The sequence below is a fragment of the Streptomyces sp. DH-12 genome (assembly GCF_002899455.1).
Taxonomy (GTDB): domain Bacteria; phylum Actinomycetota; class Actinomycetes; order Streptomycetales; family Streptomycetaceae; genus Streptomyces.
In genome coordinates this window covers 4,434,790-4,461,345 of sequence record NZ_PPFB01000001.1, presented here as the reverse complement: position 1 = coordinate 4,461,345, position 26,556 = coordinate 4,434,790, and the positions used below count along the sequence as shown (strand labels likewise).

25 protein-coding genes and 1 tRNA gene are annotated in these 26,556 nt (G+C 73.0%); 10 read left to right on the top strand and 16 right to left on the bottom strand.

Features of this window, described 5'->3' with window-relative positions:
- The first annotated feature begins 100 nt into the window (after positions 1 to 100).
- Positions 101 to 3,403, top strand: a complete 3,303-nt coding sequence (locus C1708_RS19080) for a S41 family peptidase (RefSeq protein WP_106413811.1) — start codon at positions 101 to 103, stop codon at positions 3,401 to 3,403.
- A 75-nt stretch (positions 3,404 to 3,478) separates the two neighbouring features.
- Here the strand turns inward: C1708_RS19080 and C1708_RS34445 are convergent, their stop codons facing one another.
- From C1708_RS34445 to C1708_RS19065, 4 genes are all read right to left on the bottom strand, one after another.
- A complete protein-coding gene (locus C1708_RS34445; RefSeq protein ID WP_167743360.1) occupies positions 3,479 to 3,655 on the bottom strand; it encodes a hypothetical protein in 177 nt (58 codons plus the stop codon).
- Positions 3,656 to 3,730: 75 nt separating this feature from the next.
- Positions 3,731 to 4,615 (bottom strand): SDR family oxidoreductase, encoded by an 885-nt coding sequence (locus tag C1708_RS19075; protein ID WP_106413810.1) that lies wholly within the window; start codon positions 4,613 to 4,615, stop codon positions 3,731 to 3,733.
- Positions 4,612 to 5,550 (bottom strand): alpha/beta fold hydrolase, encoded by a 939-nt coding sequence (locus tag C1708_RS19070; protein WP_106413809.1) that lies wholly within the window; start codon positions 5,548 to 5,550, stop codon positions 4,612 to 4,614. The genes C1708_RS19075 and C1708_RS19070 overlap by 4 nt, the downstream gene beginning before the upstream one ends.
- Complete coding sequence (locus tag C1708_RS19065; protein WP_106413808.1) at positions 5,547 to 7,064, bottom strand: flavin-containing monooxygenase; 1,518 nt, start codon at positions 7,062 to 7,064, stop codon at positions 5,547 to 5,549. Before C1708_RS19065 ends, C1708_RS19070 begins: the two co-directional genes overlap by 4 nt.
- Positions 7,065 to 7,241: 177 nt before the next feature.
- Here C1708_RS19065 and C1708_RS19060 point away from each other — a divergent pair, with 177 nt between their 5' ends.
- Entirely contained in the window at positions 7,242 to 7,862 is a 621-nt protein-coding gene (locus tag C1708_RS19060) for a MerR family transcriptional regulator (protein ID WP_106416372.1), read from the top strand.
- 39 nt (positions 7,863 to 7,901) lie between these two features.
- Here C1708_RS19060 and C1708_RS19055 read toward each other — a convergent pair whose 3' ends face one another.
- The gene (locus C1708_RS19055) at positions 7,902 to 8,408 is read right to left on the bottom strand and encodes a cupin domain-containing protein (RefSeq protein ID WP_106413807.1); all 507 of its coding nucleotides are present in this window, start codon (positions 8,406 to 8,408) and stop codon (positions 7,902 to 7,904) included.
- 157 nt (positions 8,409 to 8,565) lie between these two features.
- On the opposite strand from C1708_RS19055, the gene pdxR reads away from it, so the two are divergent.
- Entirely contained in the window at positions 8,566 to 10,002 is a 1,437-nt protein-coding gene (pdxR, locus tag C1708_RS19050) for a MocR-like pyridoxine biosynthesis transcription factor PdxR (RefSeq protein WP_106413806.1), read from the top strand.
- 94 nt (positions 10,003 to 10,096) lie between these two features.
- On the opposite strand, the gene C1708_RS19045 is transcribed toward pdxR, so the two are convergent.
- On the bottom strand, positions 10,097 to 10,897 hold the full coding sequence (locus C1708_RS19045; RefSeq protein WP_106416371.1) for an exodeoxyribonuclease III: 801 nt from the start codon (positions 10,895 to 10,897) through the stop codon (positions 10,097 to 10,099).
- A 51-nt stretch (positions 10,898 to 10,948) separates the two neighbouring features.
- Here C1708_RS19045 and C1708_RS19040 point away from each other — a divergent pair, with 51 nt between their 5' ends.
- Entirely contained in the window at positions 10,949 to 11,428 is a 480-nt protein-coding gene (locus tag C1708_RS19040) for a GNAT family N-acetyltransferase (protein ID WP_106416370.1), read from the top strand.
- Between the two features lie 67 nt (positions 11,429 to 11,495).
- Here the strand turns inward: C1708_RS19040 and C1708_RS19035 are convergent, their stop codons facing one another.
- Positions 11,496 to 11,858, bottom strand: a complete 363-nt coding sequence (locus C1708_RS19035; RefSeq protein WP_241911291.1) for a hypothetical protein — start codon at positions 11,856 to 11,858, stop codon at positions 11,496 to 11,498.
- Positions 11,858 to 12,190, bottom strand: coding sequence for a hypothetical protein (locus C1708_RS19030; protein WP_106413805.1), 333 nt, complete (start codon positions 12,188 to 12,190; stop codon positions 11,858 to 11,860). The genes C1708_RS19035 and C1708_RS19030 overlap by 1 nt, the downstream gene beginning before the upstream one ends.
- Positions 12,191 to 12,348: 158 nt before the next feature.
- On the opposite strand from C1708_RS19030, the gene C1708_RS19025 reads away from it, so the two are divergent.
- From C1708_RS19025 to C1708_RS19015, 3 genes are all read left to right on the top strand, one after another.
- Positions 12,349 to 12,648, top strand: coding sequence for a GntR family transcriptional regulator (locus C1708_RS19025; protein WP_241911290.1), 300 nt, complete (start codon positions 12,349 to 12,351; stop codon positions 12,646 to 12,648).
- A 302-nt stretch (positions 12,649 to 12,950) separates the two neighbouring features.
- Positions 12,951 to 13,622, top strand: coding sequence for a hypothetical protein (locus C1708_RS19020; RefSeq protein ID WP_241911289.1), 672 nt, complete (start codon positions 12,951 to 12,953; stop codon positions 13,620 to 13,622).
- A gap of 26 nt (positions 13,623 to 13,648) precedes the next feature.
- A complete protein-coding gene (locus C1708_RS19015; protein WP_106413803.1) occupies positions 13,649 to 13,867 on the top strand; it encodes a hypothetical protein in 219 nt (72 codons plus the stop codon).
- Positions 13,868 to 13,948: 81 nt separating this feature from the next.
- Here C1708_RS19015 and C1708_RS19010 read toward each other — a convergent pair.
- The 7 genes from C1708_RS19010 to galU all read right to left on the bottom strand — a co-directional run bounded on the left by C1708_RS19010 (position 13,949) and on the right by galU (position 19,528).
- Positions 13,949 to 14,022 (bottom strand) — tRNA-Ala (locus C1708_RS19010).
- A gap of 60 nt (positions 14,023 to 14,082) precedes the next feature.
- Positions 14,083 to 15,324: a divisome protein SepX/GlpR gene (gene sepX / locus C1708_RS19005; RefSeq protein ID WP_106413802.1), complete on the bottom strand. Its 1,242-nt coding sequence runs from the start codon at positions 15,322 to 15,324 to the stop codon at positions 14,083 to 14,085.
- A gap of 173 nt (positions 15,325 to 15,497) precedes the next feature.
- Positions 15,498 to 16,160: a GNAT family N-acetyltransferase gene (locus C1708_RS19000; protein ID WP_106413801.1), complete on the bottom strand. Its 663-nt coding sequence runs from the start codon at positions 16,158 to 16,160 to the stop codon at positions 15,498 to 15,500.
- 17 nt (positions 16,161 to 16,177) lie between these two features.
- A complete protein-coding gene (locus C1708_RS18995; protein ID WP_106413800.1) occupies positions 16,178 to 16,699 on the bottom strand; it encodes a MogA/MoaB family molybdenum cofactor biosynthesis protein in 522 nt (173 codons plus the stop codon).
- Complete coding sequence (gene moaC, locus C1708_RS18990; RefSeq protein WP_106416368.1) at positions 16,696 to 17,211, bottom strand: cyclic pyranopterin monophosphate synthase MoaC; 516 nt, start codon at positions 17,209 to 17,211, stop codon at positions 16,696 to 16,698. Before moaC ends, C1708_RS18995 begins: the two co-directional genes overlap by 4 nt.
- A gap of 86 nt (positions 17,212 to 17,297) precedes the next feature.
- Entirely contained in the window at positions 17,298 to 18,620 is a 1,323-nt protein-coding gene (gene glp, locus C1708_RS18985) for a molybdotransferase-like divisome protein Glp (RefSeq protein ID WP_106413799.1), read from the bottom strand.
- The gene (galU, locus tag C1708_RS18980) at positions 18,617 to 19,528 is read right to left on the bottom strand and encodes a UTP--glucose-1-phosphate uridylyltransferase GalU (protein ID WP_106413798.1); all 912 of its coding nucleotides are present in this window, start codon (positions 19,526 to 19,528) and stop codon (positions 18,617 to 18,619) included. Before galU ends, glp begins: the two co-directional genes overlap by 4 nt.
- Positions 19,529 to 19,695: 167 nt before the next feature.
- Here galU and C1708_RS18975 point away from each other — a divergent pair, with 167 nt between their 5' ends.
- On the top strand, positions 19,696 to 20,268 hold the full coding sequence (locus C1708_RS18975) for a 5-formyltetrahydrofolate cyclo-ligase (RefSeq protein ID WP_241911288.1): 573 nt from the start codon (positions 19,696 to 19,698) through the stop codon (positions 20,266 to 20,268).
- Between the two features lie 66 nt (positions 20,269 to 20,334).
- On the opposite strand, the gene C1708_RS18970 is transcribed toward C1708_RS18975, so the two are convergent.
- A complete protein-coding gene (locus C1708_RS18970) occupies positions 20,335 to 23,157 on the bottom strand; it encodes a penicillin acylase family protein (protein WP_106413796.1) in 2,823 nt (940 codons plus the stop codon).
- Positions 23,158 to 23,447: 290 nt separating this feature from the next.
- Here C1708_RS18970 and C1708_RS18965 point away from each other — a divergent pair, with 290 nt between their 5' ends.
- Together C1708_RS18965 and C1708_RS18960 are read left to right on the top strand one after the other, a co-directional pair.
- Positions 23,448 to 24,989 (top strand): potassium/proton antiporter, encoded by a 1,542-nt coding sequence (locus C1708_RS18965; RefSeq protein WP_106413795.1) that lies wholly within the window; start codon positions 23,448 to 23,450, stop codon positions 24,987 to 24,989.
- A 223-nt stretch (positions 24,990 to 25,212) separates the two neighbouring features.
- On the top strand, positions 25,213 to 26,505 hold the full coding sequence (locus C1708_RS18960; RefSeq protein WP_106413794.1) for an MFS transporter: 1,293 nt from the start codon (positions 25,213 to 25,215) through the stop codon (positions 26,503 to 26,505).
- Positions 26,506 to 26,556: the final 51 nt, after the last annotated feature.

The following is a 26,556-nucleotide window of genomic DNA, read 5'->3' as shown; positions in this document are numbered from 1 at the left end:
ACCCTCTAACGAAACGACACGGTTTCGTTCGTGTTCTGCGTCACGGTTGTCAATCCGGCATAAGTTGCTGCGGTCCGTCCCCCGGAAAAGCATGGGGAGGGTGACTTATCTGCGTCTGCCGCACCTCAAGGACGACCTGCTGTGCTTCGTGGCGGAGGACGACCTCTGGCTCGCCCCGCTGGACGGGCCGGGCCGCGCCTGGCGGCTCACCGCCGACCGCACCAAGCTCGGCCACCCCCGCTTCTCCCCCGACGGCCGCCACCTCGCGTACACGAGCTGGCGCACCCTGGACCCCGAGGTGCACCTGGTGCCGGTGGACGGCGGACCCGGCCGGCGGCTGACGTACTGGGGCAGCTCCGACACCCGGGTCTGCGGCTGGGCCCCGCCCGACGAGCAGGGGCACGCCGCGATCCTCGCCGTCACCTCGCACGGCGAGCCCTTCTCCTACTTCACCTGGGCCTACAAGCTGGGCCTCGACGGCAGCCCCGGACGCAAGCTGCCCTGGGGCCCGGTCTCCGACATCCAGGTCGCCGACCTCGCGGGCGAGCGCAGGTCGCTGCTGCTCACCGGCGCCCCGCCGCACGAACCGGCGTCCTGGAAGCGCTACCGGGGCGGCGCCACCGGCCGGCTGTGGCTGCACGGGCACCGCCTGCTGGAGGGGATCGACGGCCACCTCCACTCCCCCGTGTTCGCCGGCGGCCGGATCGCCTTCCTCTCCGACCACGAGGGCATCGGCAACCTCTACTCCTGCGCGTACGACGGCACCGACCTGCGCCGCCACACCGACCACGACGCCTTCTACGCCCGGCACGCGTCCACCGACGGCACCCGGATCGTCTACCAGTGCGCCGGCGACCTGTGGATCGTGGACGACCTGTCCCCCGGATCGAAGCCGCGCCGGCTCGACGTGCGGCTGAGCGGTCCGCGCTCCGGCCGGCGCCCGTACCAGGTGCCCGCCGCCCAGCACCTGGACGGCCTGTCCGTCGACGAGACCGGCCGCGCGAGCGCCGTCGTCGTGCGCGGCAGCCTGTACTGGCTCACCCACCGCGACGGCCCCGCCCGCACCCTGACCGACACCCCGGGCGTACGGGTGCGGCTGCCGGAGATGCTCGGCGCGGGCGGCCAGGTCGCCTACGTCACGGACGCCGAGGGCGAGGACGCCGTGGAGATCGCCTCGCTGCCCCGGGCGACCGGCCACCGCGCGCACCGGAGGCTGGCCGCCGGGAAACTGGGCCGGGTGCTGGAGATGGCCGTCGACCCCGAGGGGCAGCGGCTCGCGGTCGCCGCGCACGACGGGCGGCTGCTGCTGGTGGACACCGACGGGGCGACGGACGGGACCGCGCAGGAGGTCACCGAGCTGATCCACTCCGGCAACGGCCCGGTGCGCGACCTCGCCTTCTCCCCCGACGGGGCCTGGCTGGCCTGGTCCCACCCGGTGATCGGGCGGTCGCTGCGGCAGATCAAACTCGCCCGGATCAAGGACCGGCTGATCCTCGACGTCACAGGCGGCCGCTTCGAGGACGAGAACCCGGTCTTCACCCGCGACGGCCGCTATCTGGCGTTCCTGTCCTGGCGCGGCTTCGACCCGGTGTACGACGTGCACACCGGCGACCTGTCCTTCCCGCTGGGCTGCCGCCCGTACCTGGTGCCGCTGTCCTCGGCGACGCCCTCGCCGTTCGCGCTGAACCCCGAGGGCCGTCCCGCCGCCGGGGGCCTGGACCCGGTGGAGCAGGAGGAGACCGAGGAGGGCGGCACGGTCACCGTGGAGGCGGAGGGCCTGGAGAGCAGGGTGACGCCCTTCCCGGTGGCCGCCTCCAAGTACTCGGGGCTGTACCCGGTCGCGGGCTGCGGGCTGGTGTGGCTGCGCTGGCCGATCTCGGGTGCGCTCGGCGAGACGTTCGCCAACCCCGACGACACCAGCGGCCGGCCCACCCTGGAGTACTTCGACATCCCCAGGGCCAAGAAGTCCGACCTCGTCACCCACCTCGACTTCTTCGCGGTGAGCGGCGACGGCACCCGGCTGGTCGTGGCCGACGAGGGCGAGCTGCGCGCGGTGCCCGCCACCGAGCCGGGCGACGGCGACTCCACCGTGTGGATCGACCTGCGCCGCATCAAGCACGAGGCCGACCCGGCGGCCGAATGGCGCCAGGCGTACGCGGAGGCGGGGCGGCTGATCCGCGCCTACTTCTGGGACCCGGGCATGTGCGGCATCGACTGGGACGGCGTGCTGGAGCAGTACCGTCCGCTGGTCGAACGGGTCGCCTCCCCCGACGAGTTCGCCGACCTGCTGCGCGAGGTCCTCGGCGAACTGGGCACCTCGCACGCCTACGTCACCGCCGCCCGCCGCAACGAGGGGCCCCCGCACTACCAGCGCCGCCAGGGACTGCTCGGCGCCGACCTGGTGCCGCGCGAGGCGGGTTGGACGGTGAAGCGGATCCTGCCCGGCGAATCCTCCGACTCCCGCGCCCGCTCCCCGCTGGCCGGCGCCGGCATCCGCGAGGGCGCGGTCCTCACCCATGTCGACGGCCGCCCGGTGGACCCGGTCGCCGGCCCCTACCCGCTGCTCGCCGCCGCGGGCGGCACGACCGTGGAGCTGACCTTCCGCCCGCCCGTCACCCACCGCCCTTCCGAGGAAGGCCCTTCGGGCCCCTCCGCTCCGGGCGACGGCCCGCCCCGGCGGGTGGCGGTCGTCCCGCTGGCCGACGAGACGCCCCTGCGCTACCAGAACTGGGTCGCCAAACGACGCGCCGTCGTGCGGGAGCTGAGCGGCGGGCGCTGCGGGTATCTGCACATCCCCGACACGGGCGGCTCCGGCTGGGCGCAGTTCAACCGGGACGTGCGCATGGAGATGTCCCGGCCCGCGCTCATCGTGGACGTGCGCGGCAACGCGGGCGGGCACATCAGCGAACTCGTGGTGGAGAAGCTGACCCGCACCATCATCGGCTGGGACCTCACCCGCGACGCCCAGCCCGTGTCGTACGCCTCCAACGCGCCGCGCGGACCGGTCGTCGCGCTGGCGGACGAGGCGACCAGCTCCGACGGCGACATGATCACCGCCGCGTTCAAACTGCTGAAGCTGGGGCCCGTGGTGGGGCAGCGCACCTGGGGCGGCGTGGTCGGCATGACCGGCCGGCACCGGCTCGGCGACGGCACGGTGATCACGGTGCCGATGAACGCGGCCTGGTTCGACGCGTACGGCTGGTCCGTGGAGAACCGGGGCGTCGACCCCGACCTGGAGGCGCTGCGCACCCCGCTGGACTGGGCCGAGGGCCGGCACGCGGTCCTGGACGACGCCGTACGGCTCGCCCTGGAGGCGCTGGAGGCCGGACCGCCCGCCTCTCCGCCCGGATACGGCGACGTGCCCGACCGGTCCCGTCCCGCGCTGCCGCCGCGGAGCGGCTGAGGACGGGAGGAAGGGGTGCCCCCTTCGCCAGGGGCACCCCTTCCTACGGCACGTCACTGTCCGGGTGCGCGAGCGTCAGACCTCGCGGTCCTGGTCGAAACGCTCCTCGGACTCGCGGCGGCGCTGCGGGTCCGTCTCGTCGTCCCGACGGCGGCCGCGGTTCTGCAGCTGCTCCTTGCCCTGCTGGGCGCGCTGCTTGGCCTGCTGCTGGAACTGCCCGGCCTTCTCCTGCATCTGGTCCTTCATACCCATGTGGGTTCACTCCCGTGGTGGGGTGGGGAACTTGCCCGACCAGATTCACACGGGCGGTCACCCCGCGCATGTCGATCAGTCACGGACCGTAGCGCGATGCTGTTCGTCGGCGTTGCCGCCCGCTCCGACCAGCCCGATGCGCAGACCGTCGAGCCGGCCCGCGAACCGCTTCATCTCCCGTTGCCCCACGGTGCCTATGAGGGCGGGCAGGCAGCCGCGGATGCTCTGCATGCCGCGCAGCCAGCCCTGTCCGTAGACGTGTCCGGCACGCCGCTCGACACCGGCGACCAGCCGGTCCACGGCGGGCCCCAGCGGGTAGGTCTTGTTGGCCGGCCACGGCAGCCGCTGCCTCAACTCCCGCATGACGTCGTCCTGGTCGGCGCCGCGCACCATGTCGGTGTCCGTCCACGACAGGTAGCCGACGCCCACCTTCACGCCCTGGTGCCCGACTTCGGCGCGCAGCGCGTGCGCGTACGCCTCCACACCGGACTTGGAGGCGCAGTAGGCCGTCATCATCGGCGCCGGGGTGATCGCGGCGAGGGACGCGATCTGCAGCAGGTAGCCGCGGGTCTCGGTGAGCAGCGGCAGGAACGCCCGCGCGGTGACGGCGGACCCGACGAGGTTGACCTCGATCACCCGCCGCCAGGCGTCCGGGTCGGACTCGGTGAACGGACCGCCCGTCGCCACACCGGCGTTGGCGACCACGATGTCCACCCGGCCGAACCGCTCCCGCACCTCCCCGGCGACCCGCGCCATCGCCTCGTGGTCGGTGACGTCCGCGTACCAGTGGTCGCTGTCGCTGTGCAGCCGGGCGGAGACGTCCTTCAGCGCGTCCGGCTCCAGGCCGACCAGCGCCACCTTCACACCGCGCGCGGAGAGTTTGCGGGCCAGCAGTTCCCCGACCCCGCGCGCCGCCCCGGTGACGACGGCGACCTTGCCTTCGAGACTGACCCTGCTCATGCGCTCTCCTCGACGGGTACGGCGGGCTGTTGGGCACTCACGTGGGCGGCGACGAGGTCCCGGATCCGCGTGGTGACCAGGTCGGGCGCCTCGACGGGCGTCATGTGGCCGACGCCGGGCAGTTCGGTGACGCCGCGGCAGTCGGGCAGCGCGGCGGCGAGCGCGCGGGCGTGCACGGGCGGGGTGAGCCGGTCGGCGGCGCCGACGACGATCTCCGCCGGCACCCTCACCTCGCGCACGGCGTCGTCGAGATCGAGGCCGGCGAGCACGTGCGACCAGGCGTGGCGCACGGTGCGCGGGCAGGCGTGCACGACGCGGGCGCAGGCCTCCACCATGTCCGGCGCCGAAGCGGGGCCCATGGTGCCGTACTTGAGGATGCGCCGGGCGAGCGGCGTGACCGGGCCCAGCGGGGCGCGGGTGCCGAGGATGCGCGCGGTCATCCAGGTCCGCGACCGGCCCGGCCGCAGCGGCAGCACGGTCGACTCGGCGACCAGCCGCCCGCTGCCGGTGCTGCACAGCAGGACGGCGGCGGCGTGCTCACGGAACGCGGGCCGGCCGGCGGCGGCCATCACCGTCATGCCGCCCATGGAGTGCCCGGCGACCACGGCCCGTTCGCCGGGGGCGAGGGTGGCGGTGAGCACGGCCTCGAGGTCGTCGGCGAGCGCCTCCGTGCTGCACGCGGGGCTCGCCGGGGTGCGTCCGTGACCGCGCTGGTCGTAGGCGATCACCCGGTGGTCCGCGGCGAGTTCGCGGATCTGCGCGGCCCAGAACGCGGTCGAGCAGGTCCAGCCGTGCGCGAGGACGACGGCGGGCGCGCCCTCGGGGCCGTGCACCTCGACGTGGAGCGGGGCGCCGTCGGCGGAGACGGCGGTCAGCTCGCGCACCGGGACGGGCGGTGCGTAACGCCCGGTGGTGACGGGGGCGGGGCGGCTCATGCGGCCACCTCCGCGCTCTCCGTGCCGGCCTCCGGCCGTTCGGCGGGGGCGCGCAGCACGGTGTACTCGGCGAGGTCGACGCGGCGGGTGGCACGCCGGAACTCGGCGGTGGTGCCGGGCCAGATGGTGGTGTTGCGGCCGCTGGCGTCGAGGTACCAGCTGGTGCAGCCGCCGGTGTTCCACACCGTGCGCTTCATCCGCTCCTGCACCCGGTGGTTCCAGGCGCGCACCGCGCCGGGGCGGGCGTCGAGGGCGACCCGGCCCCCGAGGACGTCGAGCTGACGCAGGTAGTCGGCCATGTAGGTCAGCTGGGACTCGATCATCAGGATCATCGAGGAGTTCCCGAGGCCGGTGTTGGGGCCGATGATCGTCATCCAGTTGGGGAAACCGGCCGCGGAGGCGCCGCGCAGCGCCTGCATGCCGCCCGCCCAGGACTCGGCGAGGGTCCTGCCCCCGGGACCGACGACCCGCTCGGCGATCGGCATGTCGGTGACGTGGAAGCCGGTGCCGAACACGATCGCGTCGACCTCGGCCTCGGTGCCGTCGGCGGCCACCAGGGTGGAGCCGCGCACCTCGCTCAGCCCGCTCGCGACGACGTCCACGTTGGGCTGCGCGAGCGCCGGGTAGTACGTGCTGGACAGCAGGATCCGCTTGCAGCCGATGCGGTAGTCCGGGGTGAGCTTGGCGCGCAGCGCCGGGTCCTTGATGGCCCGCGCCATGTTCCGCTTGGCGAGCTGCTCGACGAAGCCGAGCTCGCCCGGGTGCTTGGTGAACGCCTGGACCTGCAGCTCCCGGAGGCCCCAGAGCACCCCGCGGCGCAGTTTGGCGGTGAAGGGCAGCGCCCGGTGCACGGCGCGCTCGGCGGCGCCGATGGGCCGGTCCATGCGGGGCAGGACCCAGGCGGGGGTGCGCTGGAACAGGGTGAGCCGGCCCACCTGCGGCTGGATCGACGGGACGATCTGGATCGCGGAGGCGCCGGTGCCGATCACGGCGACGCGCTTGCCGCGCAGGTCGTAGTCGTGGTCCCAGCGGGCGGAGTGGAACACCTTGCCGGGGAAGGCGTCGAGGCCGGGGACGTCCGGCAGCCTGGGCTCGGACAGCGGCCCGGTGGCGGAGACGACGACGTCCGCGCTCCAGTTCCCGCCGGTGGTCTCGATGTCCCAGCGCAGCCGCTCGGCGTCCCACGTCATCCGCTTCACCTCTGCGTGGAAGCGGAGGTGCGGGCGCAGCCCGAAGACGTCGGTGACGTGCTCCAGGTAGGCGCGGATGTGCTCCTGGCCGGAGAAGGAGCGCGGCCAGTCGGGGTTGGGCGCGAAGGAGAAGGAGTACAGGTGCGACGGCACGTCGCAGGCGCACCCGGGGTAACTGTTGTCGCGCCAGGTGCCGCCGACGCTGCCGGCCCGTTCCAGGACGACGAAGTCGGTGATCCCCTCGCGGCGCAGCCGTACGGCGGCCCCGAGTCCGCCGAAACCCGACCCGATCACCGCGACCCGTACATGCTCGTGCTCGGCCATCCCAAAGCCTCCGCGCATCGCTCCGAACCATGCCAGTGAACACTGGCGCAATGGGGAGCGTAGAGCAGTGCCGTACTCATGGGTAGGGGGTGCGCGAGGAAAGTTACCGCCGGTACGACCTAGGGTTCAGGTGTGGCAGACGACACCGAGGAACCCACGCGGCGGCGCGAGTACCGCATGGAGGAGCTGGCGCGGCTCGCCGGCATCACCGTGCGCACGCTCCGCTTCTACCGCGAGCGGAAACTGATCCCGCCACCGCGCCGCGAGGGCCGCATCGCCTGGTACGACGACCACCACCTGGCCCGGCTGCGCACCATCACCGCGCTGCTGGAGCGCGGCCACACGCTGAACGGCATAGCGGAGCTGGCCGAGGCCTTCGACAACGGGCGCGACGTCGGCGACCTGCTCGGCGTGGAGGTCCCCACCGAGGAGACCCCGGTCCGCCTGACCCCCGAGGAGCTGGCCGACCACTTCGCGGGCGAGGTCACCCCCGAGAACCTGGCCGCCGCCCTGGACCTCGGCTACCTCGGCGTCGACGGCGAGGAGATCGTCCACATCAGCCGCCGCCTGCTGGAGGTGTCGTCCGCGCTGGTCCGCGAGGGCATCCCGCTCGGCGAGGTGCTCCGCGCCGGCGCGGAGGTCCGCACCCACGCCGACGCGCTGGCCGACCTCTTCGCCGGCCTGATCCTCCGCCACGCCCCGGAGGAGGCCCTCCACCGCCTGCGCCCGCTGGCCCGCAGCGTGGTGGACGCGGAGCTGTCGCTGGCGCTGGACCGGAGGCTGCGCACACGGGACTGAGCCGCGCCGGAGGCCGGGGGGGGCCTTCCCGGCGGCCGGTCAGACCCCGGCCACCTCCGCCTGCCAGAGGGGGCTGGCGCAGTAGTGGTTGTCGTACCGCTCGGAACTGGCCCTGATGTCCTCGACGGTGGCCTCGCCCTGGTGGACGCGCTCCAGCAGACGGTAGTAGTCGAAGCGGTCCATGCCGGGGGTGAAGGCGACCAGCACGTCGGCCTCCTCGTCCCGGGCCGGGGCGAAGGCGTGCGGCAGCCGCGGCGGCACCGTCACGAAGTCGCCCGCCCCCAGGGTGACGATCCGGTCGCCCAGCAGCACGCGCAGGCTGCCGCCGAGCACGAAGAACATCTCGGTCGCCCTGGTGTGGAAGTGGGCGGGCGCGCCGGGAGAGCCCTTGCGCAGGGTGGCCCGGTTGGCCGTCAGCGCTCCCTGGGTCCCGTCGGAGTCGGCGAGCAGGGTGATGAGGCTGGCGGCCCCGTCCCGCAGCGTCTCGGCGGAGTCGGCGCGGACGAGGACGGGACGGGCGGACGCGTTCGCGGCGTTCTCGGACACAGGGTTCTCCTCGGGCGTGGTCGGGGGTGCGGCAACGGGGAGCGGCACCGCGCGGGCCCGTGCGGGCCGGCACCGGGCCTCCCGGCGTCGCGCCGGGCCCCGTTCCCCGTGACCACCACGCTAGGCGTGGCAATGACCCTGCGTAGGGTGCATTCCCGTGACGGATTCATGGGTCAATCACGCCGGGCGCGCCGGCAGCGACCTCCATCTGGACCTGGACCCGGCCGGAGGCGGCAGCCGCCGCGCCGTGCTCGGCCGTGCGCTGCGTGAGGCGATCAGGGAGGGACGGCTCGCACCGGGCGCCCGGCTCCCTCCCTACCGGTCGCTCGCCGCCGACCTCGGACTGGCCCGCAACACCGTCGCCGAGACCTACGCCGAACTCGTCGCCGAGGGCTGGCTGGTCGCCCGTCAGGGGTCGGGGACCCGGGTGGCGCCCGGAGCGAGGCCGGCCGCTCCCCCGCGCGTTCCCGAACCCGTGCCGGCCTCCCCGGAACCACCCGTCCACGACCTGCGGCAGGGACTGCCCGACGTCGCCTCCTTCCCCCGTACGGCCTGGCTGGCCTCCGCCCGGCGGGCGCTGAACGCCGCGCCCCACGAGGCGTTCGGGCCCGGTGATCCCCGCGGACGGCCGGAACTGCGGCGCGCCCTCGCCGGATACCTGTCCCGTGTGCGCGGCGTCCGCGCGCGCCCCGGGACGATCGTCGTGTGCTCCGGCGTCGCGCACGCCCTGCGCCTGCTCTTCGACGGCAAGGTGGTGCGCGGCCCCCTGGCCGTGGAGTCCTACGGGCTGCCGTTCCACCGGTCGCTCCTGGCGGCGGCACGGGTCCGGACCGTTCCACTGACGCTCGACGAACACGGCGCGCGCACCGAGGAGTTGTCCACACTGAAGGGTGTGCGGGCGGCCCTGCTCACCCCCGCCCACCAGTTCCCCACCGGGGGAGCGCTCCACCCCGAGCGGCGGGCCGCCGCGGTGGACTGGGCGCGCACGGCCGGGGGCGTGCTGCTGGAGGACGACTACGACGGGGAGTTCCGTTACGACCGGGAGCCGGTGGGCGCCGTCCAGGGACTCGACCCGCAGCACGTCGTGTACCTGGGCTCGCTCAGCAAGAGCCTCTCCCCCGCGCTGAGACTGGGCTGGATGGTGCTGCCGGAGCACCTGGTGGAGCCCGTGCTGCGCGTCAAGGGGGAGCGCGAGGCGTGGGCGGGGGTCACCGACCAGCTGACCCTCGCCGATTTCATCGAGTCGGGCCACTACGACCGTCACATCCGCCGGACCCGGCAGCGTTACCGGGACCGGAGGGACCGTCTGGTCGCGCTCCTCGCCCGCCGGACACCGCACATCGCGCCCACGGGCATCGCCGCGGGCCTGCACGCGGTGCTGAACCTGCCGCCCGGCACCGAGCGGTCCGTGGCCGAGGCCGCGGCCCGGCAGCGCGTCGCGGTGGACTCACTCGCCGGTTTCCGGCACCCGGCCGCCACCATGCCCGCCCGCGACGGCCTGGTCGTCGGCTACGCCGCGCCCCCCGACCACGGTCTCAAAGCGGCGTTCGACGCCCTCTGCGGCATCTTGCCTCCCCCGCCGGACGGGAGGTGACGGCCACGGCCGCCCGGCCGCCCCGGGGCGGCCGCACGCTTGGCGGGGCCACGCGCGGGCCCGCGTACCCGGCGGCTCGTCGCCCGTGGGCCGCCTACGCGTACACCACCGTCACCGGCGCGTGGTCCGACCAGCGTTCGGCGTGCGTGGCCACCCGCTCCACGTACGCCTTCACCGCGCGGTCCGCGAGGCCCGGGGTCGTCATCTGGTAGTCGATGCGCCATCCGGTGTCGTTGTCGAAGGCCCGCCCTCTGTACGACCACCACGAGTACGGCCCGTCGACGTCCGGGTGCAGGGCCCGCACCACGTCGACGTAGCCGCCGTCGGCCGGGTCGAGGACGCGGGAGAGCCACTCCCGCTCCTCGGGCAGGAAGCCGGAGTTCTTGGTGTTGCCGCGCCAGTTCCTCAGGTCGGCCTTCTCGTGCGCGATGTTCCAGTCGCCGCAGACCACGACCTCACGGCCGTCGGCGGCGGCCTTCTCCCGCAGCTCCTTGAGGTAGGCCAGGAACTCGTCCATGAAGCGCACCTTCTCGTCCTGCCGGTCCGTGCCGGCCTCGCCGGACGGCAGGTACAGGGAGGCGACGGTCACACCGGGCAGATCCGCCTCCACGTACCGCCCGCTGCCGTCGAACTCCGCCGAGCCGAACCCGACCCGGACCCGCTCGGGCTCGCGCCGGGTGTACAGCGAGACGCCCGCGCGCCCCTTGGCGGCGGCCGGCGCGTGCACGACGTGCCAGCCCTCGGGCTCCCGCACCGTCTCCGGCAGCTGCGCCGCCTCGGCCCGCACCTCCTGGAGGCACAGCACATCGGCGGAGGTCCCGGCGAGCCACTCCACGAAGCCCTTCCTTGCGGCGGCGCGGAGTCCATTGACGTTGACAGAGGTCACAGTGAGCACCAGGGCACGATACGACACGCGCAGGTCCGGGCATGTTTTACGGTGTTCGTCATGGAAATCCGCCCGGTCCCCTACGACCACCCCGACGCTGTGAAACTGGACGCAGAGGTCCAGGCCGAGTACGCCGTCCGCTACGGCGACGGCGGCGACGAAACCCCCATGGACCCCGCGGACTTCCGGCCCCCCAACGGCACCTACCTGATCGCCTACGACGAACTCGGCGTCCCGGTCGCCTCCGGCGGCTGGCGCGTCCAGGACGCCAACGGCGAGGGCAACCGCGACGGCGACGCGGAGCTGAAGCGCATGTACGTCGTCGAGCAGATGCGCGGCCGCGGCCTCGCCCGCCGCATCCTCGCCGCCCTGGAGGAGGACGCCCGCGCGGCCGGCCGCGTCCGCATGGTCCTGGAGACCGGCACCAAGCAGCCGGAGGCCATCGCCCTCTACACCTCCAGCGGCTACGAGCCCTGCGAGAAGTTCGGCTACTACCGCTTCCACGAGTCCAGCCGCTGCTACGCCAAGAAGCTGCGGTAAGGCGTGCCCGGGGGCGTGCCTCACCGAACTCCAGGCCGCGTACGGAGCGGGGTGGTGGGGACGCCGGTCAGGAGGACCGCTCCGGGATGGGGGCGCCCCCGGGGGCGTCACCGGGCGTGGTGACGTCGTGGTCGCCGCCTTCGGCGGCGGGCCGGGGCAGACGTCGCCCGCGGGACTCCGCGATACGCAGGGCGTCGGCGAGGCACTCGGTGAGCCGGATGGCGCCATACCGCACCTCGACGTGCGGGGACAGCGGGTCCTCCAGCACGCGCCGGGCGCGCTCGAGCACGTCCAGGCCGTCGGCGAGCTGCTGGGCCTCCCTCTCGTCAGCCAGCCGCGAGACGTATCCGTCCTCGCCGTTGGCGAGGTAGCAGGGCTTTCCGTCCGGCGTGGACCAGGGCAGCAGCCGGAGCGAGGTGTACGGCTCCATCAGGCGGCCACCTTCCCCGCGCCGAGGATGTGCTGGTCGAGGTCGATCCCGAAGTCGGCGGCGAGGACGAGGGTGACCTTGCGGCGCCGCTGACGTGCGCGTTCCTGTTCGCGGTCGGTGAGGTAGGGGCGGACGAGACGGGAGTCTGCGCCGTCGAGGGGGAGGTGCAGGCGGTACGGAGAGCGGTGGAGGGGGAGGCAGACGGAGTCGGCGGTGGGGGCGGGGCCGGCGGTGAGGTACGCGGGGCGGGGGTCGCCTGCGCGGTGGGTTCCGGTGCCGGGACCGAAGAGAAGGCCCAGCCAATGGGCGAGGCGGCGGATAAGGTCGTGCATGTCGACGCTCCTTTGCAGCGTTGGCCGCGCCCCGGGAGGTCTGGCCACCTCGCCGGGGTTTTCTTGTCTACGAAGCTACAGCCGTCTGTATCCCTCTACATACAAGTGCAGAGAGATCCACTCGTTAGTGGATGTGATGCCATGCCTACGGTGGACATATGAGCGATACAGCGGACTCTAAGCCGACTCTGGACCCGATGAGCGCCCGACCGCTCTATGTTCAACTGGCTGACGTGATCGCCAAGAAGATCGAGTCAGGTGAGTTGGCGCCGGACAGGCCGATCCCTTCGGAGAATCACCTCGCCGATGAGTACGGGGTAGCACGACTCACCGCACGGCGAGCAGCGCAGGAGCTCCGTGAGCGCGGACTCATCGTGACCGTACGGGGCAAGGGATCCTTCGTCGTGGAGCAACCACTGACCGACGCCCCGGAGAACGCGGACGGGACCGCCGGCTGACGGCTCCGCTCCACTGCCGTATCGCCGCTGCGGGGCGGCCTCCGCCCGTCCGCCCCGCCGCTTTCCCGGGCACCAGTCGCGGAGGCCGGCCGCCGACAGCCCACGGACGGCGCGGCCCTTGTCCAGCGCTGTACGGACCACCCGCAACGCGCCTTCACGGCGTATCAGGCGCGACGCCGGCGTGCCCAAGACAGGGAGTGAAAGCCGCAGTTGGCGTCCCGCGGGGCATCCGTCCAGGTCACGTAGCATGATCGGTCCGTTTCTCACCCGAGGGGGGCCTCATGCGAAAGATCCCGGCCGCTGTGACAGCGACTCTGACGTGCCTGGTGACGGGAGCCGCCGTGACCGGCTGTTCCGGCGACGGCGCGGCGGAGTCGCGCTCCGCCGGTCAACTGCTCGACGACGCGAACGCCGCGATGAACGCGTTGACATCGGTGACCGTCGACATGGTCACCAGGACGACCGAGGCCGGGAAGCTGTCCGCCCGCCTCACGACCGACCTCAAGGACACGTGCACGTTCACGTCGAGCGGACCCTCGGGTTCCCGCCTGGAACAGATCCGGATCGACGGGTCGGACTACGTGCGCCCGAACCGGGCCTACCTGGAGGAGTCGGGGCGGCAGATGTCCGGCGCGGGCGAACAGGGGCGTTGGGTCAAGACCCCTGTGAGCGAGTCGGAGCCGGGTGACGGGCTCGCGCAGTGCACGTACGAGTTCGCCTCGTTCGGCGAGGTGGACGAGAGGAGCGGACCGACCGAGGTCGACGGGACACCGGCGACCTCGGTGGAGGTGGCCGACGGCGAGGACGGCTCCTTCACCTTCCACATCGCCGCCGAGGGCAAGCCGTACATCCTCAAGGTCGTCCACAAGGACGGCGAGCGGGTCACCACCACGTCGTTCAGCGCCTTCGACGAGCCGCTGGACGTGCGGCCCCCGGACCAGGCCAAGGTGCTGGACATGACCGGCATCGGGTAGAAGCCGTCCGGAACGGAGGGGGCGTCGTGGAGAAGCGCCGGTTCCTGGCCGGTCCGACAGCGGCGTTCGTCCTCGCCGGGTGCTGGGCGGCGACAGCCGTCGTGTGGCTCGTCGAGCGCCCGGAGTCGGGGAGTTCGTGGGTCCTGCTGGTGTGCGCCGGCTTCTCGGCCCCGCTGTGGACCGTCATAGGGGTTCAGCGGCTGCGGGCGAGGCGGACCACCGGTGAGGCGGACGGGCCGGCGTAGCGGCTGCGGGCGGGAACGTCCTCACTGCCGTGCGACAAGCCGAAGCCCCGGCCGGGTGAACCCGGCCGGGGCTTCGTTGCGTGGACCTGAGGGGATTTGAACCCCTGGCCCCCTCGATGCGAACGAGGTGCGCTACCGGACTGCGCCACAGGCCCTTGCAACGAGTGAAACTTTAGCATCCCGATCGGGGTGCTCAAAAATCCGTTGTCCGGGTGCTACTCGTTCGCGGCCTTGGGGCGGTCGCCGTCCTCGTACTGGTCGAAGAGCGGGGTGCGTCCGCGCTCGCGGGAGCGGCGGGCGGAGGCGGCGCGGCGGGCGTCGCTGCGGCCGTCGCCGGCGTCCTGGTCGTCGGCCGGCGGCGGCTGCGGCTCCTCGGCCGCCGCCTGCGTCCCGTCCACCGGTACGGCGCTGGAGCGGGCGGAGCTCCAGGTGTCCGGGGCGCCGAGATCGACGTCGCCGGAGGCGCGCGGAGCGACCGGGGCCGTCACGTACGTGGGCAGCGGGACGGGGACCGGGTCCCAGCTGTCGCCGCCCTGGCCGGGCCGCCGGCTGCGCTCGCGCTGCTGGTCGACCCATTCGGCGTGGTCGGTCTGCTCGACCAGCGCGCGCCGGTCCGCGGCGAGCGCGGACAGGTCGGGGTCGGTGTCGGCGCCCGCTTCCGGGCCCTCCGGTTCGTCCGGGTCGGCCTCGTCGACGACGGGACGGCGGCGGGGCCGCCGCTCGCGCAGCCGCTGCGCGGCGGCCTCGGCCTGGCGGCGGTCCATCTGGTAGGCGAACCGGCGGCGTTCCTGGGAGCGCAGGTAGGCGATGTAGGCGCTGAGCAGTATGGCGGGCACGCCGGGCGCCCACAGGAACGCCAGCCCGCCGACGGCGGCGACGATCGCGCCGGCCGTGAAGGCGAGGAACAGCATCGTGGTGGTGCGGCGGCGGCGCGCGAGCACCTGCGAGCGCCGGGCGCGCTCGGCGGCGGCCTGCGCGGTGCGGTCCCGGCGGGCGGCGTCCGGGGCGCGGCGCGCGGCGGGGACGCGGTCCTGCGCGGCCGGCCCCCGTGCGGCGGCCGTCTCGGCGGGGTGCGGGCCGGCGGTGTGCGGTTCGCCGCGCTCCTGCGGGGCCCGCCCGCCGTGGCCGGGTTCCGGCCGTTCCCCGGGCGGGGCCGGCACGGGCACCTGGGTCTGCGGACGGGTCTGGGACACGGCGAAGGCCCGGACGTCCACCGAGTCGGTGACCGCGTCCGGGTCGTGGACGCTCCGCTCCCCCTCGTCGGCGGAGCGCGCCCGCAGGTCCTTGGCGTACCGGCGCTCCATCCCCGCCCGTCCGGACAGCAGTCGGATGGCGGTGCTGAAGCGTTCCGTCGGACGTGCCTCGTTCAGCTCGTCCTGCCTACGGAGCCACATCGGCACCAAGTAGGCGGCCCAGGCCCCGACGATGACTGCGTAGATGAGGCCGCTGCTGCTCACGTCTCACACCGTAGAGGGGTTGGCACGGGGCCATAGGCCAATTGGGCCGGTGTGTCGCACGATCTGGCTGATATTTCGAAATTTTCTTGTGATGGATGCGATCGGACAGGGGCCGGAACGCGGTAATTGCCGGCTCGCAGTCGGTCTCCCCGCGCCACAATTCGAACGTATATTCAATTACCGGGGCCGTGCGGGATTCCCCGGTCGCGCCGTTCGTGTCCGGGCAGCTCATCGCGGGACCGCTCCTGCGCGCGGGTACGGCGCCAGCGGGCGAGCAGGCCGTCGGGGACTTCTTCCGCGGTGAGCGCGAACACGAGATGGTCGCGCCACGCGCCGTCGATGTGGAGATAGCGCGGACGCATCCCTTCCGCGCGGAATCCGAGTTTCTCCACGACCCGGCGGCTCGGCCCGTTCTCGGGGCGAATGCACACCTCGACGCGGTGCAGTCCGACGGTGCGGAAACAGTGGTCGACGGTCATCGCCACGGACGTCGGCACCACGCCCCGTCCGGCCACGGCCTCGTCCACCCAGTAGCCGATGTGCCCGGAGCACATCGAGCCCCAGGTGATCCCGGCGACCGTCAACTGCCCGACGAGGCGGCCCCGGTACTCGATGACGAACGGCAGCATGCGGCCCGCGTTCGCCTCGGAGCGCAGGTGGCGCACCATCTGCCGGTAGGTGGGGCGGTGGGTGACCGGGCCGCTGGGCGTGGGCGGCGGGATGGTCGCCTCCCAGGGGCGCAGCCAGTCGCGGTTGCGGCGGTTCACCTCGCGCCAGGCCTTCTGGTCGCGCAGCTTTATCGGGCGGAGGACGATGTCGCCGTCCACCAGTTCCACCGGCCAGTACGGGGGGTTCAGCGCGCACCTCCGTCACCGGTGTCCGGACGGGGGTGGTCCCCGCCGCGCAGCTGGTCCACGGCGTGCCTCAGCAGCGGCTCCAGGACGGCGAGGCCGTCCTTCACCCCGCCGCTGGAGCCGGGGAGGTTGACGATCAGCGTGCCGCCCGCGACTCCCGCGAGGCCCCGGGAGAGGGCGGCGGTGGGCACCTTGTCCCGGCCGTACGCGCGGACGGCCTCCGCGATGCCGGGGATCTCGCGGTCGATCACCCGGCGGGTGGCCTCGGGGGTGCGGTCGGTGGGCGAGACGCCGGTGCCGCCGGTGGTGACGACGACGTCGTATCCGGCGTCGACGGCCGCGCGCAGGGCGGCCTCCACGGGGTCGCCGTCGGGGACCACCCGCGGGCCGTCGACGGCGAAGCCGAACCGCTCCAGGCCCGCGGCGATCAAGGGACCGCCCGTGTCCGCGTAGACGCCGGCGGCGGCCCGGTTGGACGCCGTGACCACCAGAGCCCGGTACGGGGCCGCGGCGGCCGTCATGACCGGCTCCAGTCGCCCGACTTGCCGCCCGTCTTCTCCTCCACCCGCACGTCCGTGATGACCGCCTCCTTGTCGACCGCCTTGACCATGTCGATCACGGTGAGCGCGGCCACGGACACCGCGGTGAGGGCCTCCATCTCGACGCCCGTGCGGTCCGTCGTCCGCACGGTCGCCGCGATCTCCACGGCGTCGTCCGCGACCGACAGGTCCAGTTTCACACCGGAGAGCGCCAGGGGGTGACACAGCGGGATCAGGTCGGGGGTGCGTTTGGCGCCCATGATGCCCGCGATGCGTGCGGTGGCGAGCGCGTCGCCCTTGGGCACGCCCTCGCCGCGCAGCAGCTCGACCACGCGGGGCGCGACGAGCACGCGGCCGGTGGCCCGCGCGGTGCGCGCGGTGACGTCCTTGCCGGACACGTCGACCATGCGGGCGGCGCCCGCCTCGTCGATGTGGGTCAGACGGGACTGGTCGTCGAAGGTGCCGGGGGTGTCCCCCCGGGAAGGCACGGTCATGATCGTGTGGCGCTCCCGGTCGTGGCCCGTCGGGGTGCGGGGCACGGGCCTGCTGTGCGCGACACGGTACCGCCAACCGGCCGTGCTCAGCCGAGCAGGACCACTTCGACCTCGGTGCCCGGCGCCACGTCCTCGACGTCCTCGGGGACCACGATGAGCGCGTTCGCCCGCGCGAGGGCGGCGACCAGGTGCGAGCCGGCCCCGCCGACGGGCGTGACCGTGCCGTCGGCGTACCGGCCGCGCAGGAACTGGCGGCGGCCCTTCGGCGAGGTCAGCGCCTTCTCGGCGGTCAGCTCGGCACGGACCCGCGGCCGGTGGACGTCCTCGAGGCCCATCAGGGTGCGGATGGCGGGGCGGACGAACAGCTCGAAGGAGACGTAGGCGGAGACCGGGTTGCCGGGCAGGGCGAGCAGCGGGGTGTGGTCGGGGCCGATGGAGCCGAAGCCCTGGGGTTTGCCCGGCTGCATGGCGAGACGGCGGAACTCCACGCCGCTGCCGGGCTCGTCCTCGTCACCCGCGTGCGAGAGCGCCTCCTTGACGACGTCGTACGCCCCGACGCTGACGCCGCCGGAGGTGACCATGAGGTCGGCGCGGACGAGCTGGTCCTCGATGGTGTCGCGGAGGGTCTCGGCGTCGTCGGCGACGGCGCCCACGCGGTAGGCGATGGCGCCGGCGTCCCGGGCGGCGGCGGTCAGGGCGAAGCTGTTGGAGTCGTAGATCCGGCCGGGACGCAGTTCCTCGTCGGGCTGGACGAGTTCGCTGCCGGTGGAGAGGACCACCACGCGCGGGCGGGGGCGCACCCGGACCGTGCCGCGGCCGACGGCGGCGAGCAGGGAGATCTGCGACGGGCCGAGGACGGTGCCGGCCTCCAGGACGCGGTCGCCGGCCCGGACGTCGCCGCCCTGGGCGCGGACGTGCGCGCGGGCGGGCGCGGGGCGGTGCACGCCGACCTGTCCGGTGGCGCCGTCGGGGGCGAGGCTGCGGGCGCGCATCCCGGCGGCGGGGCCCTGTCCGAGTCCGCCGTCGGTCCACTCCACGGGGACCACGGTCTCGGCGCCGGGCGGCAGCGGGGCGCCGGTCATGATGCGGGCGGCCTGCCCGGGGCCGACGTGGACGGGATCGGCCGCGCCGGCCGCGACGTCGCCGACGACCTCCAGGGACGCCGGGTACCGCTCGCTCGCGCCCGCGACGTCGGCGACCCGCACCGCGTAGCCGTCCATCGAACTGTTGTCGAAGGGGGGCAGGGAGACCGGGGCCGTGATGTCCTCGACGAGGACGCAGCCCTGTGCGTCGAGGAGGTTCAGCTCGATGGGTTCGAGCGGGCGGACGGTCGCGAGGATGTCGTCCAGGTGCTCGTCCACCGACCAGAGGCGGTCCGGTTCTGCGGTGCGGGGCGCGGCGCTGCTCAACGTTGCTGCATCTCCTCGGTGACGAATCGCTGGAGCCAGGTCCGGAAGTCCGTTCCCAGGTCCTCACGTTCGCACGCGAGCCGGACAATGGCACGCAGGTAGTCGCCGCGGTCGCCGGTGTCATAGCGGCGGCCCTTGAAGACGACGCCGTGCACCGGGCCGCCGAGGGTGGCGTCCGCGGCGAGCTGCTGGAGGGCGTCGGTCAGCTGGATCTCGCCGCCGCGGCCGGGCTCGGTCTTGCTCAGCACGTCGAAGACGGCCGGGTCGAGGACGTAGCGGCCGATGACGGCGTAGTGGGAGGGCGCCTCCTCGCGGGAGGGTTTCTCGACCAGGCCGCTGAGCCGGACGACGTCGTCGTCCGCGGTGGCCTCGACGGCGGCGGAGCCGTAGAGGTGGATCTGTTCGGGGGCCACCTGCATCAGCGCGACGACGCTGCCGCCGTGCTGCTGCTGGACCTCGATCATGCGCTGGAGGAGCGGGTCGCGCGGGTCGATGAGGTCGTCGCCGAGGAGGACGGCGAAGGGCTCGTCGCCGACGTGCGGGGCGGCGCACAGCACGGCGTGGCCGAGGCCCTTGGGGTCGCCCTGGCGGACGTAGTGCATGGTGGCGAGGTCGCTGGACTCCTGGACCTTGGCGAGGCGCTCGCCGTCGCCCTTCTTCTCGAGCGCGGACTCGAGTTCGTAGTTGCGGTCGAAGTGGTCCTCGAGGGGGCGCTTGTTGCGGCCCGTCACCATGAGGACGTCGTCCAGGCCGGCGGCGACGGCCTCTTCGACCACATACTGGATCGCCGGCTTGTCGACCACCGGCAGCATCTCCTTGGGCGTGGCCTTCGTGGCCGGCAGGAACCGGGTGCCGAGGCCGGCGGCGGGGATGACAGCCTTGCTGATCCGCGGGTGTGACTGAGACATGGCCGACACCCTAGCCGGTGTCTTTGCCCTGAATCTGTAACTCCGCTCAAGGATTGCTCATATGAGCATATTAAGACATTACGGGAATCGTCTTGAGACAGAACCAGGGTCAGCCCGAACCTGACAAGCGCACACGACGGCGTCATGTCCTCCAGGTGAGATACGGGTTGACGGCCGATGACGTTCACGGGCACGCCGACGCCCTGGCCCGCCGGGCGCTCGCGCTGCCCGAGCTGGCCGAGGCGCGCACGGTGGCCGCGTACGTCTCCGTGGGGAGCGAACCAGGCACCCTCGCCCTGCTGGACGCGCTGCGCGCGCGGGGCGTGCGCGTCCTGCTGCCCGCCTTGCTGCCGGACAACGACCTGGCGTGGGGCGTGTACCGGGGACCGGACTCCCTGAGGCCGGCGCGTCACGGCGGCGGGCGGATGACCCTGCTGGAGCCGGCCGGGGAGCGCCTGGGGCCCGACGCCGTGACGGAGGCGGACGCCGTGCTGCTGCCGGGTCTGTCGGTGGACGCCCGCGGCATGCGGCTGGGCCGCGGCGGCGGCTCCTACGACCGTGTCCTCGCCCGCCTGGACCGCGCCGGCGCCCGTCCGGCGCTGGTGGTGCTGCTGTACGACTGGGAGGTCGTCGAGCGGGTTCCCGAGGAGCCGCACGACCGGCCGGTGCACGCGGTGGTGACACCGTCCGGGGTGCGGCGGTTCGGCCGTCCCGCGCCGCACCCGCCGGAAAGCTCCTGAGGACGCGGACCGGCCCCCACGCGCGCGTGGGGGCCGGTCGTCACGTCCGCGGTGCGCGGCGGCGGGTCAGGGCTCGAGCACCAGGGTGTCGGTGGTGGAGTCCTCGACCGCCTTCTCCGAGTAGGCCCACTCCAGCAGTTCGCCCGCGGCCCACTTGTCCGTCTGGTCGACGTAGTGGGCGTTGTAGGCGTGGCCGGAGGCGCCGGTGAGGTTGATCCAGCGGGACTTGTCGAGGTCGTCGAGGTTGACCACCATCCGCATGGACGGCACCCACACCACGCCGTAGCCGCCGGCGGCGTTCCAGCCGGTGGCGTTGACGGTGGCCTCGCCGCCGCCGAGCTTCCACGGGCCGCGGTTGAGCACGTACTTCACGAAGCCGGGGCCCTCGGTGCCGAGCGTCTGGTTGTCCAGGAACAGGCGGTGCAGCCGGCCCCAGCTCCAGGTGTCGATGTCCTTGCCGAGCTTGGCGGTCAGCTCCCACCGGGCGTCGATCATGGCCCGCTCGAACAGCTGGTCGCGGTTCTCCGCGGCGGGCCGGGTGCCGCGCTTCGGCGTGGTCCACCACTCGCTGTCCTCGTCGGCCATCAGCCGGCGGACCACCTCGAACCAGCGGTCGCCGCCGTCCGGCTGTGCCTGGTCCGCGGCACGCTGGCCGCATTCGCGGACCTTGCGCGCCTCGTCGGCCGGGCCGGTGGTGTCGACCGGGTCGACCCACAGGCACTGACCCTTCACCCGCAGCTCCTTGGGCAGCTTGTGGCCGAAGGAGAGCTTGAGGATGTTGCGCCAGACGGAGTTGAAGTACGCGGCGGCGGCCGAGTCGGCGTCCTGGGTGTAGTCCCAGCCCTCCAGCAGCTTCTGCGCCTCGCGCACGTGCTCGTCGTCGATGTCGATCTTGAGCAGTTCGGGGACCAGCAGCTTGGCGATGGCGCTGGAGTTGTCCAGCTGCATCTGCCGCATGTCGTCGGTGGAGATCTTCCCGCCGTCCTTGATCTTCGACTGGATCAGGTCGTCGATCCGCTGGCTGCGGGCGCCGTACCCCCAGTCCGTGGTCAGCGTGTACGGGTAGTCCTCACCGACGACGGCCTGGTTGGCGGTGACGATGTAGCCGCGCTCCGGGTCGTACTCGTAGGGCAGTTCGTCCTGCTTGATCCAGCCGGTCCACTCGTAGTCGGGGTCCCAGCCGGGGGCGGGCACCGAACCGTCGTGGTCCTCCGCCCGGACCGGGATCCTCCCGGGCAGGGTGTAGCCGATGTGGCCCTCGGTGTCCGCGTAGACGAGGTTCTGCGAGGGCACCTCGAACAGCTCGGCGGCCTCGCGGAAGTCGTCCCAGTCCTTGGCGCGGTTGATCGCGAAGACGGCGTCCATGGTGCGGCCGGGGTCCAGGGCGGTCCAGCGCAGCGACACGGCGTAGCCGTCGCCCCGGTCGGGGGCCGCGCGGTCGACGGTGGCCTTCTTGCCGGTCTTCACCAGCTCGTCGGAACGGTCCGACAGCAGCGGGCCGTTCCCGGTCTCACGGACGACGATCTTCCGCGAGGCGCCGCCGGCGACCTTGATGGTCTCCTCGCGCGTCTCGAACGGCACCACCTTGTCGCCGTACTGGTAGCCGTCGCCGGTGATCTTCTCCAGGTACAGGTCGGTGACGTCGACGCCGGAGTTGGTCAGGCCCCAGGCGATGTCCTGGTTGTGGCCGATTATCACGCCGGGCATGCCCGCGAAGGTGTAACCGGTGACGTCGTAGCGGCACTTGTCGGAGACGCTGCGGCAGTGCAGGCCCATCTGGTACCAGACGGACGGCAGCGAGGCCGACAGGTGCGGGTCGTTGGCGAGCAGCGGCTTGCCGGAGACGGTGTGCTCGCCGGAGACGACCCAGGAGTTGGAGCCGATGCCGTCGCCGTTGACGCCGACGGCGACGGGCAGGTCCTCCAGCACCCGCTGCAGTCCGGTGAGCTGGCTCTCGAAGCCCGGACCGCCGGTCTCCGCGCCGTTGCCGATCTCCGCGCCGGTGCCGTCGCCCGTACCCGTGCCGTCCCCGGCGCCGAACCCGTCGCCCGTACCCGTGCCGTCCCCGGCACCGGACCCGTCGCCGTCGCCCGAGCCGCCCTCGGCCTCGAAGGTGCCGCTGTTCTCGTCGTAGCCGCCCTCCTGGATGACCGGCTTGTTCCGGCTGTAGGGGTACGACGGGTACAGGTCGGCGATCTGCTTCGGGCCGAGACGGCTGGTCAGCAGCGCCCGGTCGATCTCGTCCTGCATGTTGCCGCGCAGGTCCCAGGCCATCGCCTTCAGCCAGGCCACGGAGTCGACCGGCGTCCACTCGCCCGGGGCGTAGCCGTTCTCGAAGTCCAGCGCCGCGTACTCCAGGGAGATCTCCTTGGCCTCCTTGCCCTCCAGGTAGGCGTTGACGCCCTTGGCGTACGCCTGGAGGTACTTCTTGGTGGCGGGGGCGAGCTCCTCCTCGTACTCCTGCTTCGCGATCCGGTCCCAGCCGAGGGTGCGCAGGAACGCGTCGTTGTCGACCTGGCCCGCGCCGAACATCTCCGACAGCCGGCCCGACGTCATGTGCCGGCGCACGTCCATCTCGTAGAACCGGTCCTGCGCCTGGACGTAGCCCTGCGCCATGAACAGGTCCTCGTCGGAGGAGGCGTAGATCTGCGGGATGCCGTTGCCGTCGCGTTTGACGTCGACGGGACCGGACAGTCCCTTGAGGGTGATCGTCCCCGTGGTCTGCGGGAAGGAGGCGCGCACGGTGCTGACGGACCAGTACGCCCCGTAGGCGACGCCTCCGATGAGGGCCAGCACCAGGACGAGCACGACCAGACGGGCTTTACGCCCCTTCTTCCTGCCGGACGTGCCGGCCTGCTGACCCGTGGAGGCGGTGGTGTCGGTGGGCATCGCTGTCCTTGCTGTCCTAACGCGAGCGGCAGGTCGAGGCTGTGCTTTTAACTGAGCGCTGGAGCAACGATAGGCGCAGGGCCCCGCGCCCCTTGACGCGGAGTGGGGAACCAGCCCGGACGGGCGTTCGATCTTGCCGTTCTCCGCGTCAAGAACGCGTCAAGAGTTAGGTAAGGTAACGAAGTAGTTCGCCGTGACATCGATGCGCCGTGGCACCGAAGCGGTCCGCCCGGAAGCGGTCGGCCCGGAAACGGGTGCGTCGCCCGCGACGGACACGCGCTCCCTCACGGGTGCGCCCGGACCGGGAAGGAACGCCGCTGACTGTCCACCACCTCAACCAGCTCCTGCTCGTCTGTTCGCTCGTCCTGCTCGTCGCGGTCGCGGCGGTCCGGATCTCCTCGCGCAGCGGGCTGCCCAGCCTGCTCGTGTACCTGGGCATCGGCATCGCCATCGGCCAGGACGGCATCGGCGACATCCAGTTCGACAACGCCGAGCTGACCCAGGTCATCGGCTACGCGGCCCTGGTCGTGATCCTCGCCGAGGGCGGACTGGGCACGAAGTGGACCGAGATCAGGCCCGTCCTGCCCGCCGCGTCCGCGCTGGCGCTGGCCGGCGTCGCGGTGAGCGTCGGCGTGACGGCCACGGCGGCGCACCTGCTGACCGGGCTGGACTGGCGGCAGGCGCTGATCGTCGGCGCGGTGGTGTCCTCGACGGACGCGGCGGCCGTCTTCTCGGTGCTGCGGAAGGTGCCGCTGCCCGCGCGGGTGCGGGGCACCCTGGAGGCCGAGTCCGGCTTCAACGACGCCCCCGTCGTCATCCTGGTGGTGGCCTTCTCCACGGCCGGCCCGGTCGAGCACTGGTACGTGCTGGTCGGCGAGATCCTCCTGGAGCTGGCCATCGGCGCCGCCATCGGCCTCGCGGCCGGCTGGCTCGGCGCCTGGGGCCTGCGGCACGTCGCGCTGCCCGCCTCCGGCCTCTACCCGATCGCCGTCATGGCCATCGCGGTCACCGCCTACGCGGCCGGCGCCCTCGCCCACGGCAGCGGGTTCCTCGCCGTCTACCTCGCCTCGATGCTGCTCGGCAACGCCAAGCTGCCGCACTGGCCCGCCACCCGCGGCTTCGCCGAAGGGCTCGGCTGGCTCGCCCAGATCGGCATGTTCGTGCTGCTCGGCCTGCTGGTCACCCCGCACGAACTCACCGACGACATCGTGCCCGCGCTGGTCGTCGGGCTGGTGCTGACCATGGTGGCCCGCCCGCTCAGCGTCGTCGTGTGCCTGACGCCGTTCCGGGTGCCGTGGCAGGAGCAGACCCTGATGTCCTGGGCAGGGCTGCGCGGCGCCGTGCCCATCATCCTGGCGACCATCCCGATGGTGCAGGGCGTCCGGGGCAGCGAGCGGATCTTCAACATCGTCTTCCTGCTGGTCGTCGTCTACACCCTCGTGCAGGGCCCGACCCTGCCCGGTCTCGCCCGGCTGCTGCGGCTCGGCGACTCCGGCGCGGCCGACCTGGGCGTCGAGTCGGCGCCCCTGGAGCGGCTGCGCGGCCACCTGCTGTCGGTCACCGTCCCGGCGGGATCGCGCATGCACGGCGTCGAGGTCGGCGAACTGCGGCTGCCCACCGGGTCCGCCGTCACCCTCGTCGTGCGGGACGGGACGTCCTTCGTACCGTCGCCGGAGACGATGCTGCGGCGCGGCGACGAACTCCTCGTCGTCGCCACCGATCCCGTGCGGGACACGGCGGAGCGCCGGCTGCGCGCGGTCGCCCGGGGCGGCAAGCTCGCCGGCTGGCTGGGCACCGGCCGCAGCACCGAGGGATCACAGGCCGGACGCTGAGAGAGTGCTCACTTCCGCAGGCGTACGCGCTCCCGCCCCTGTATCATGCAAACGACCCCAGATCGAACCAACTCTGCCTGACGCAGAGCTGGCGCGACCGTATGGCGGCCGGGCGCCCTGAGCTGTGGCGCCGGTATCTACCGCAGTCAGCGCAAGAGGACAGCTCTCGGCGTGCCGCGCGGCCTCGCGCGGGGCGCTACCAGGTGGCGGAAAGGCACGGGCCGTGGCATCCACGGTCACCACGTCGAAGGACTCGGCGGCCACCTCCCGACCGGGATACGGCCGCCTGCTGCGCACCCGCGGCGCGTGGACGTTCCTGCTCCCCGGCTTCGCGGCGCGTCAGCCGTTCGCGATGCTCACCCTCTCCATCGTGCTGCTCGTCCAGCACACCACCGGCTCGTACGGCGCGGCCGGCGCCGTCGCGGCCGTCACCGGCGTCTCCATGGCGCTGTTCGCCCCCTGCACGGGACGGCTCGCCGACCGCCACGGCCAGCGCGCCGTGCTGGTGCCCGGCGTGCTGGTGCACGCGGCGGCCGGACTCGCCCTCACCGCGCTCGCGCTGAACGGCGCACCCCTGTGGGCGCTGTTCGCCGCCGCCGTCCCCACCGGCGCCTCGGTGCCGCAGGTCGGGCCGATGGTGCGCGCCCGCTGGGGCGTCCGCCTCAAGGACTCCCCGCTGATGGCGACCGCCACGGCCTTCGAGTCCGTCACCGACGAGTTCACCTTCGTCGTCGGCCCGCTGCTCGCCACCGCCCTGTGCACGACGGTCGACCCGTCCGCCGGCCTGATCGCCGAGGCCGCGCTCACCCTGGTCGGCGGTCTGCTGTTCGCCGCGCAGAAGGGCACCCAGCCGCCGGTCGCCGCGGCCGGCGACGGCCACGCGCGCGTACGGAACGCCTCCGCGCTGCGCGTGCCCGGCGTGCGGGTGCTGATCGTGACCTTCCTCGGCATCGGCTCCGTCTTCGGCGGCATGCAGGTCTCCCTGGCCGCGTTCACCGAGTCCATCGGCGAACCCGGCCTCAACGGCGTCCTCTACGGCGTCTTCGCCGCCGGCAACATGCTCGCGGGCCTCGCCTGCGGCGCGATCGCCTGGAAGGCCGCCCCGCAGCGCCGCCTGATCGTCGCCTACGCCGCCCTCGCGCTCGCCGCGTCCGCCCTGTGGACGGCGGATTCGGCGCTGCTGCTGGGCGCGCTCGGCCTGCTGGTCGGCATGTGCATCGCACCGGCGCTGATCACCGGCTACACGCTCGTCGAGAGCCTGGTCCCGGCCGGCGCCCGCACCGAGGCGTTCACCTGGCTGACCGGCGCCGTCGCGCTCGGCCAGGCCACCGCCGTCACCGTCGCCGGACAGTTCGAGGACCGGCTGTGGGACGGCGCCGGATTCCTGGTGCCGATGGGCGGCACGCTGCTGGCCCTGGCGACCCTGCTGGCCCTGCGCTCGCGGCTCGCGGGCGATCCGCGCGGGCGTACCGTCGCACGTGGCATGGGTCACCGCGAGTCCGTCGCGGTGGACTAGGCCCTCGGAATGCGTCAGTATGGACCGTCGTTAGCACTCATTGAGTGAGAG

Excerpts from the sequence above, each read along its gene's own strand:
- C1708_RS19030 (WP_106413805.1), bottom strand. The coding sequence starts at position 12,190 with ATGCACGACCTTATCCGCCGCCTCGCCCATTGGCTGGGCCTTCTCTTC.
- moaC (WP_106416368.1), bottom strand. The coding sequence starts at position 17,211 with ATGACCGTGCCTTCCCGGGGGGACACCCCCGGCACCTTCGACGACCAG.
- C1708_RS19065 (WP_106413808.1), bottom strand. The coding sequence starts at position 7,064 with ATGGCCGAGCACGAGCATGTACGGGTCGCGGTGATCGGGTCGGGTTTC.
- C1708_RS18995 (WP_106413800.1), bottom strand. The coding sequence starts at position 16,699 with ATGACGGCCGCCGCGGCCCCGTACCGGGCTCTGGTGGTCACGGCGTCC.
- C1708_RS19035 (WP_241911291.1), bottom strand. The coding sequence starts at position 11,858 with ATGGAGCCGTACACCTCGCTCCGGCTGCTGCCCTGGTCCACGCCGGAC.
- C1708_RS34445 (WP_167743360.1), bottom strand. The coding sequence starts at position 3,655 with ATGGGTATGAAGGACCAGATGCAGGAGAAGGCCGGGCAGTTCCAGCAG.
- C1708_RS19025 (WP_241911290.1), top strand. The coding sequence starts at position 12,349 with ATGAGCGATACAGCGGACTCTAAGCCGACTCTGGACCCGATGAGCGCC.
- galU (WP_106413798.1), bottom strand. The coding sequence starts at position 19,528 with ATGTCTCAGTCACACCCGCGGATCAGCAAGGCTGTCATCCCCGCCGCC.
- C1708_RS19040 (WP_106416370.1), top strand. The coding sequence starts at position 10,949 with ATGGAAATCCGCCCGGTCCCCTACGACCACCCCGACGCTGTGAAACTG.
- C1708_RS19060 (WP_106416372.1), top strand. The coding sequence starts at position 7,242 with ATGGAGGAGCTGGCGCGGCTCGCCGGCATCACCGTGCGCACGCTCCGC.
- C1708_RS19075 (WP_106413810.1), bottom strand. The coding sequence starts at position 4,615 with ATGAGCAGGGTCAGTCTCGAAGGCAAGGTCGCCGTCGTCACCGGGGCG.
- C1708_RS19070 (WP_106413809.1), bottom strand. The coding sequence starts at position 5,550 with ATGAGCCGCCCCGCCCCCGTCACCACCGGGCGTTACGCACCGCCCGTC.
- C1708_RS18970 (WP_106413796.1), bottom strand. The coding sequence starts at position 23,157 with ATGCCCACCGACACCACCGCCTCCACGGGTCAGCAGGCCGGCACGTCC.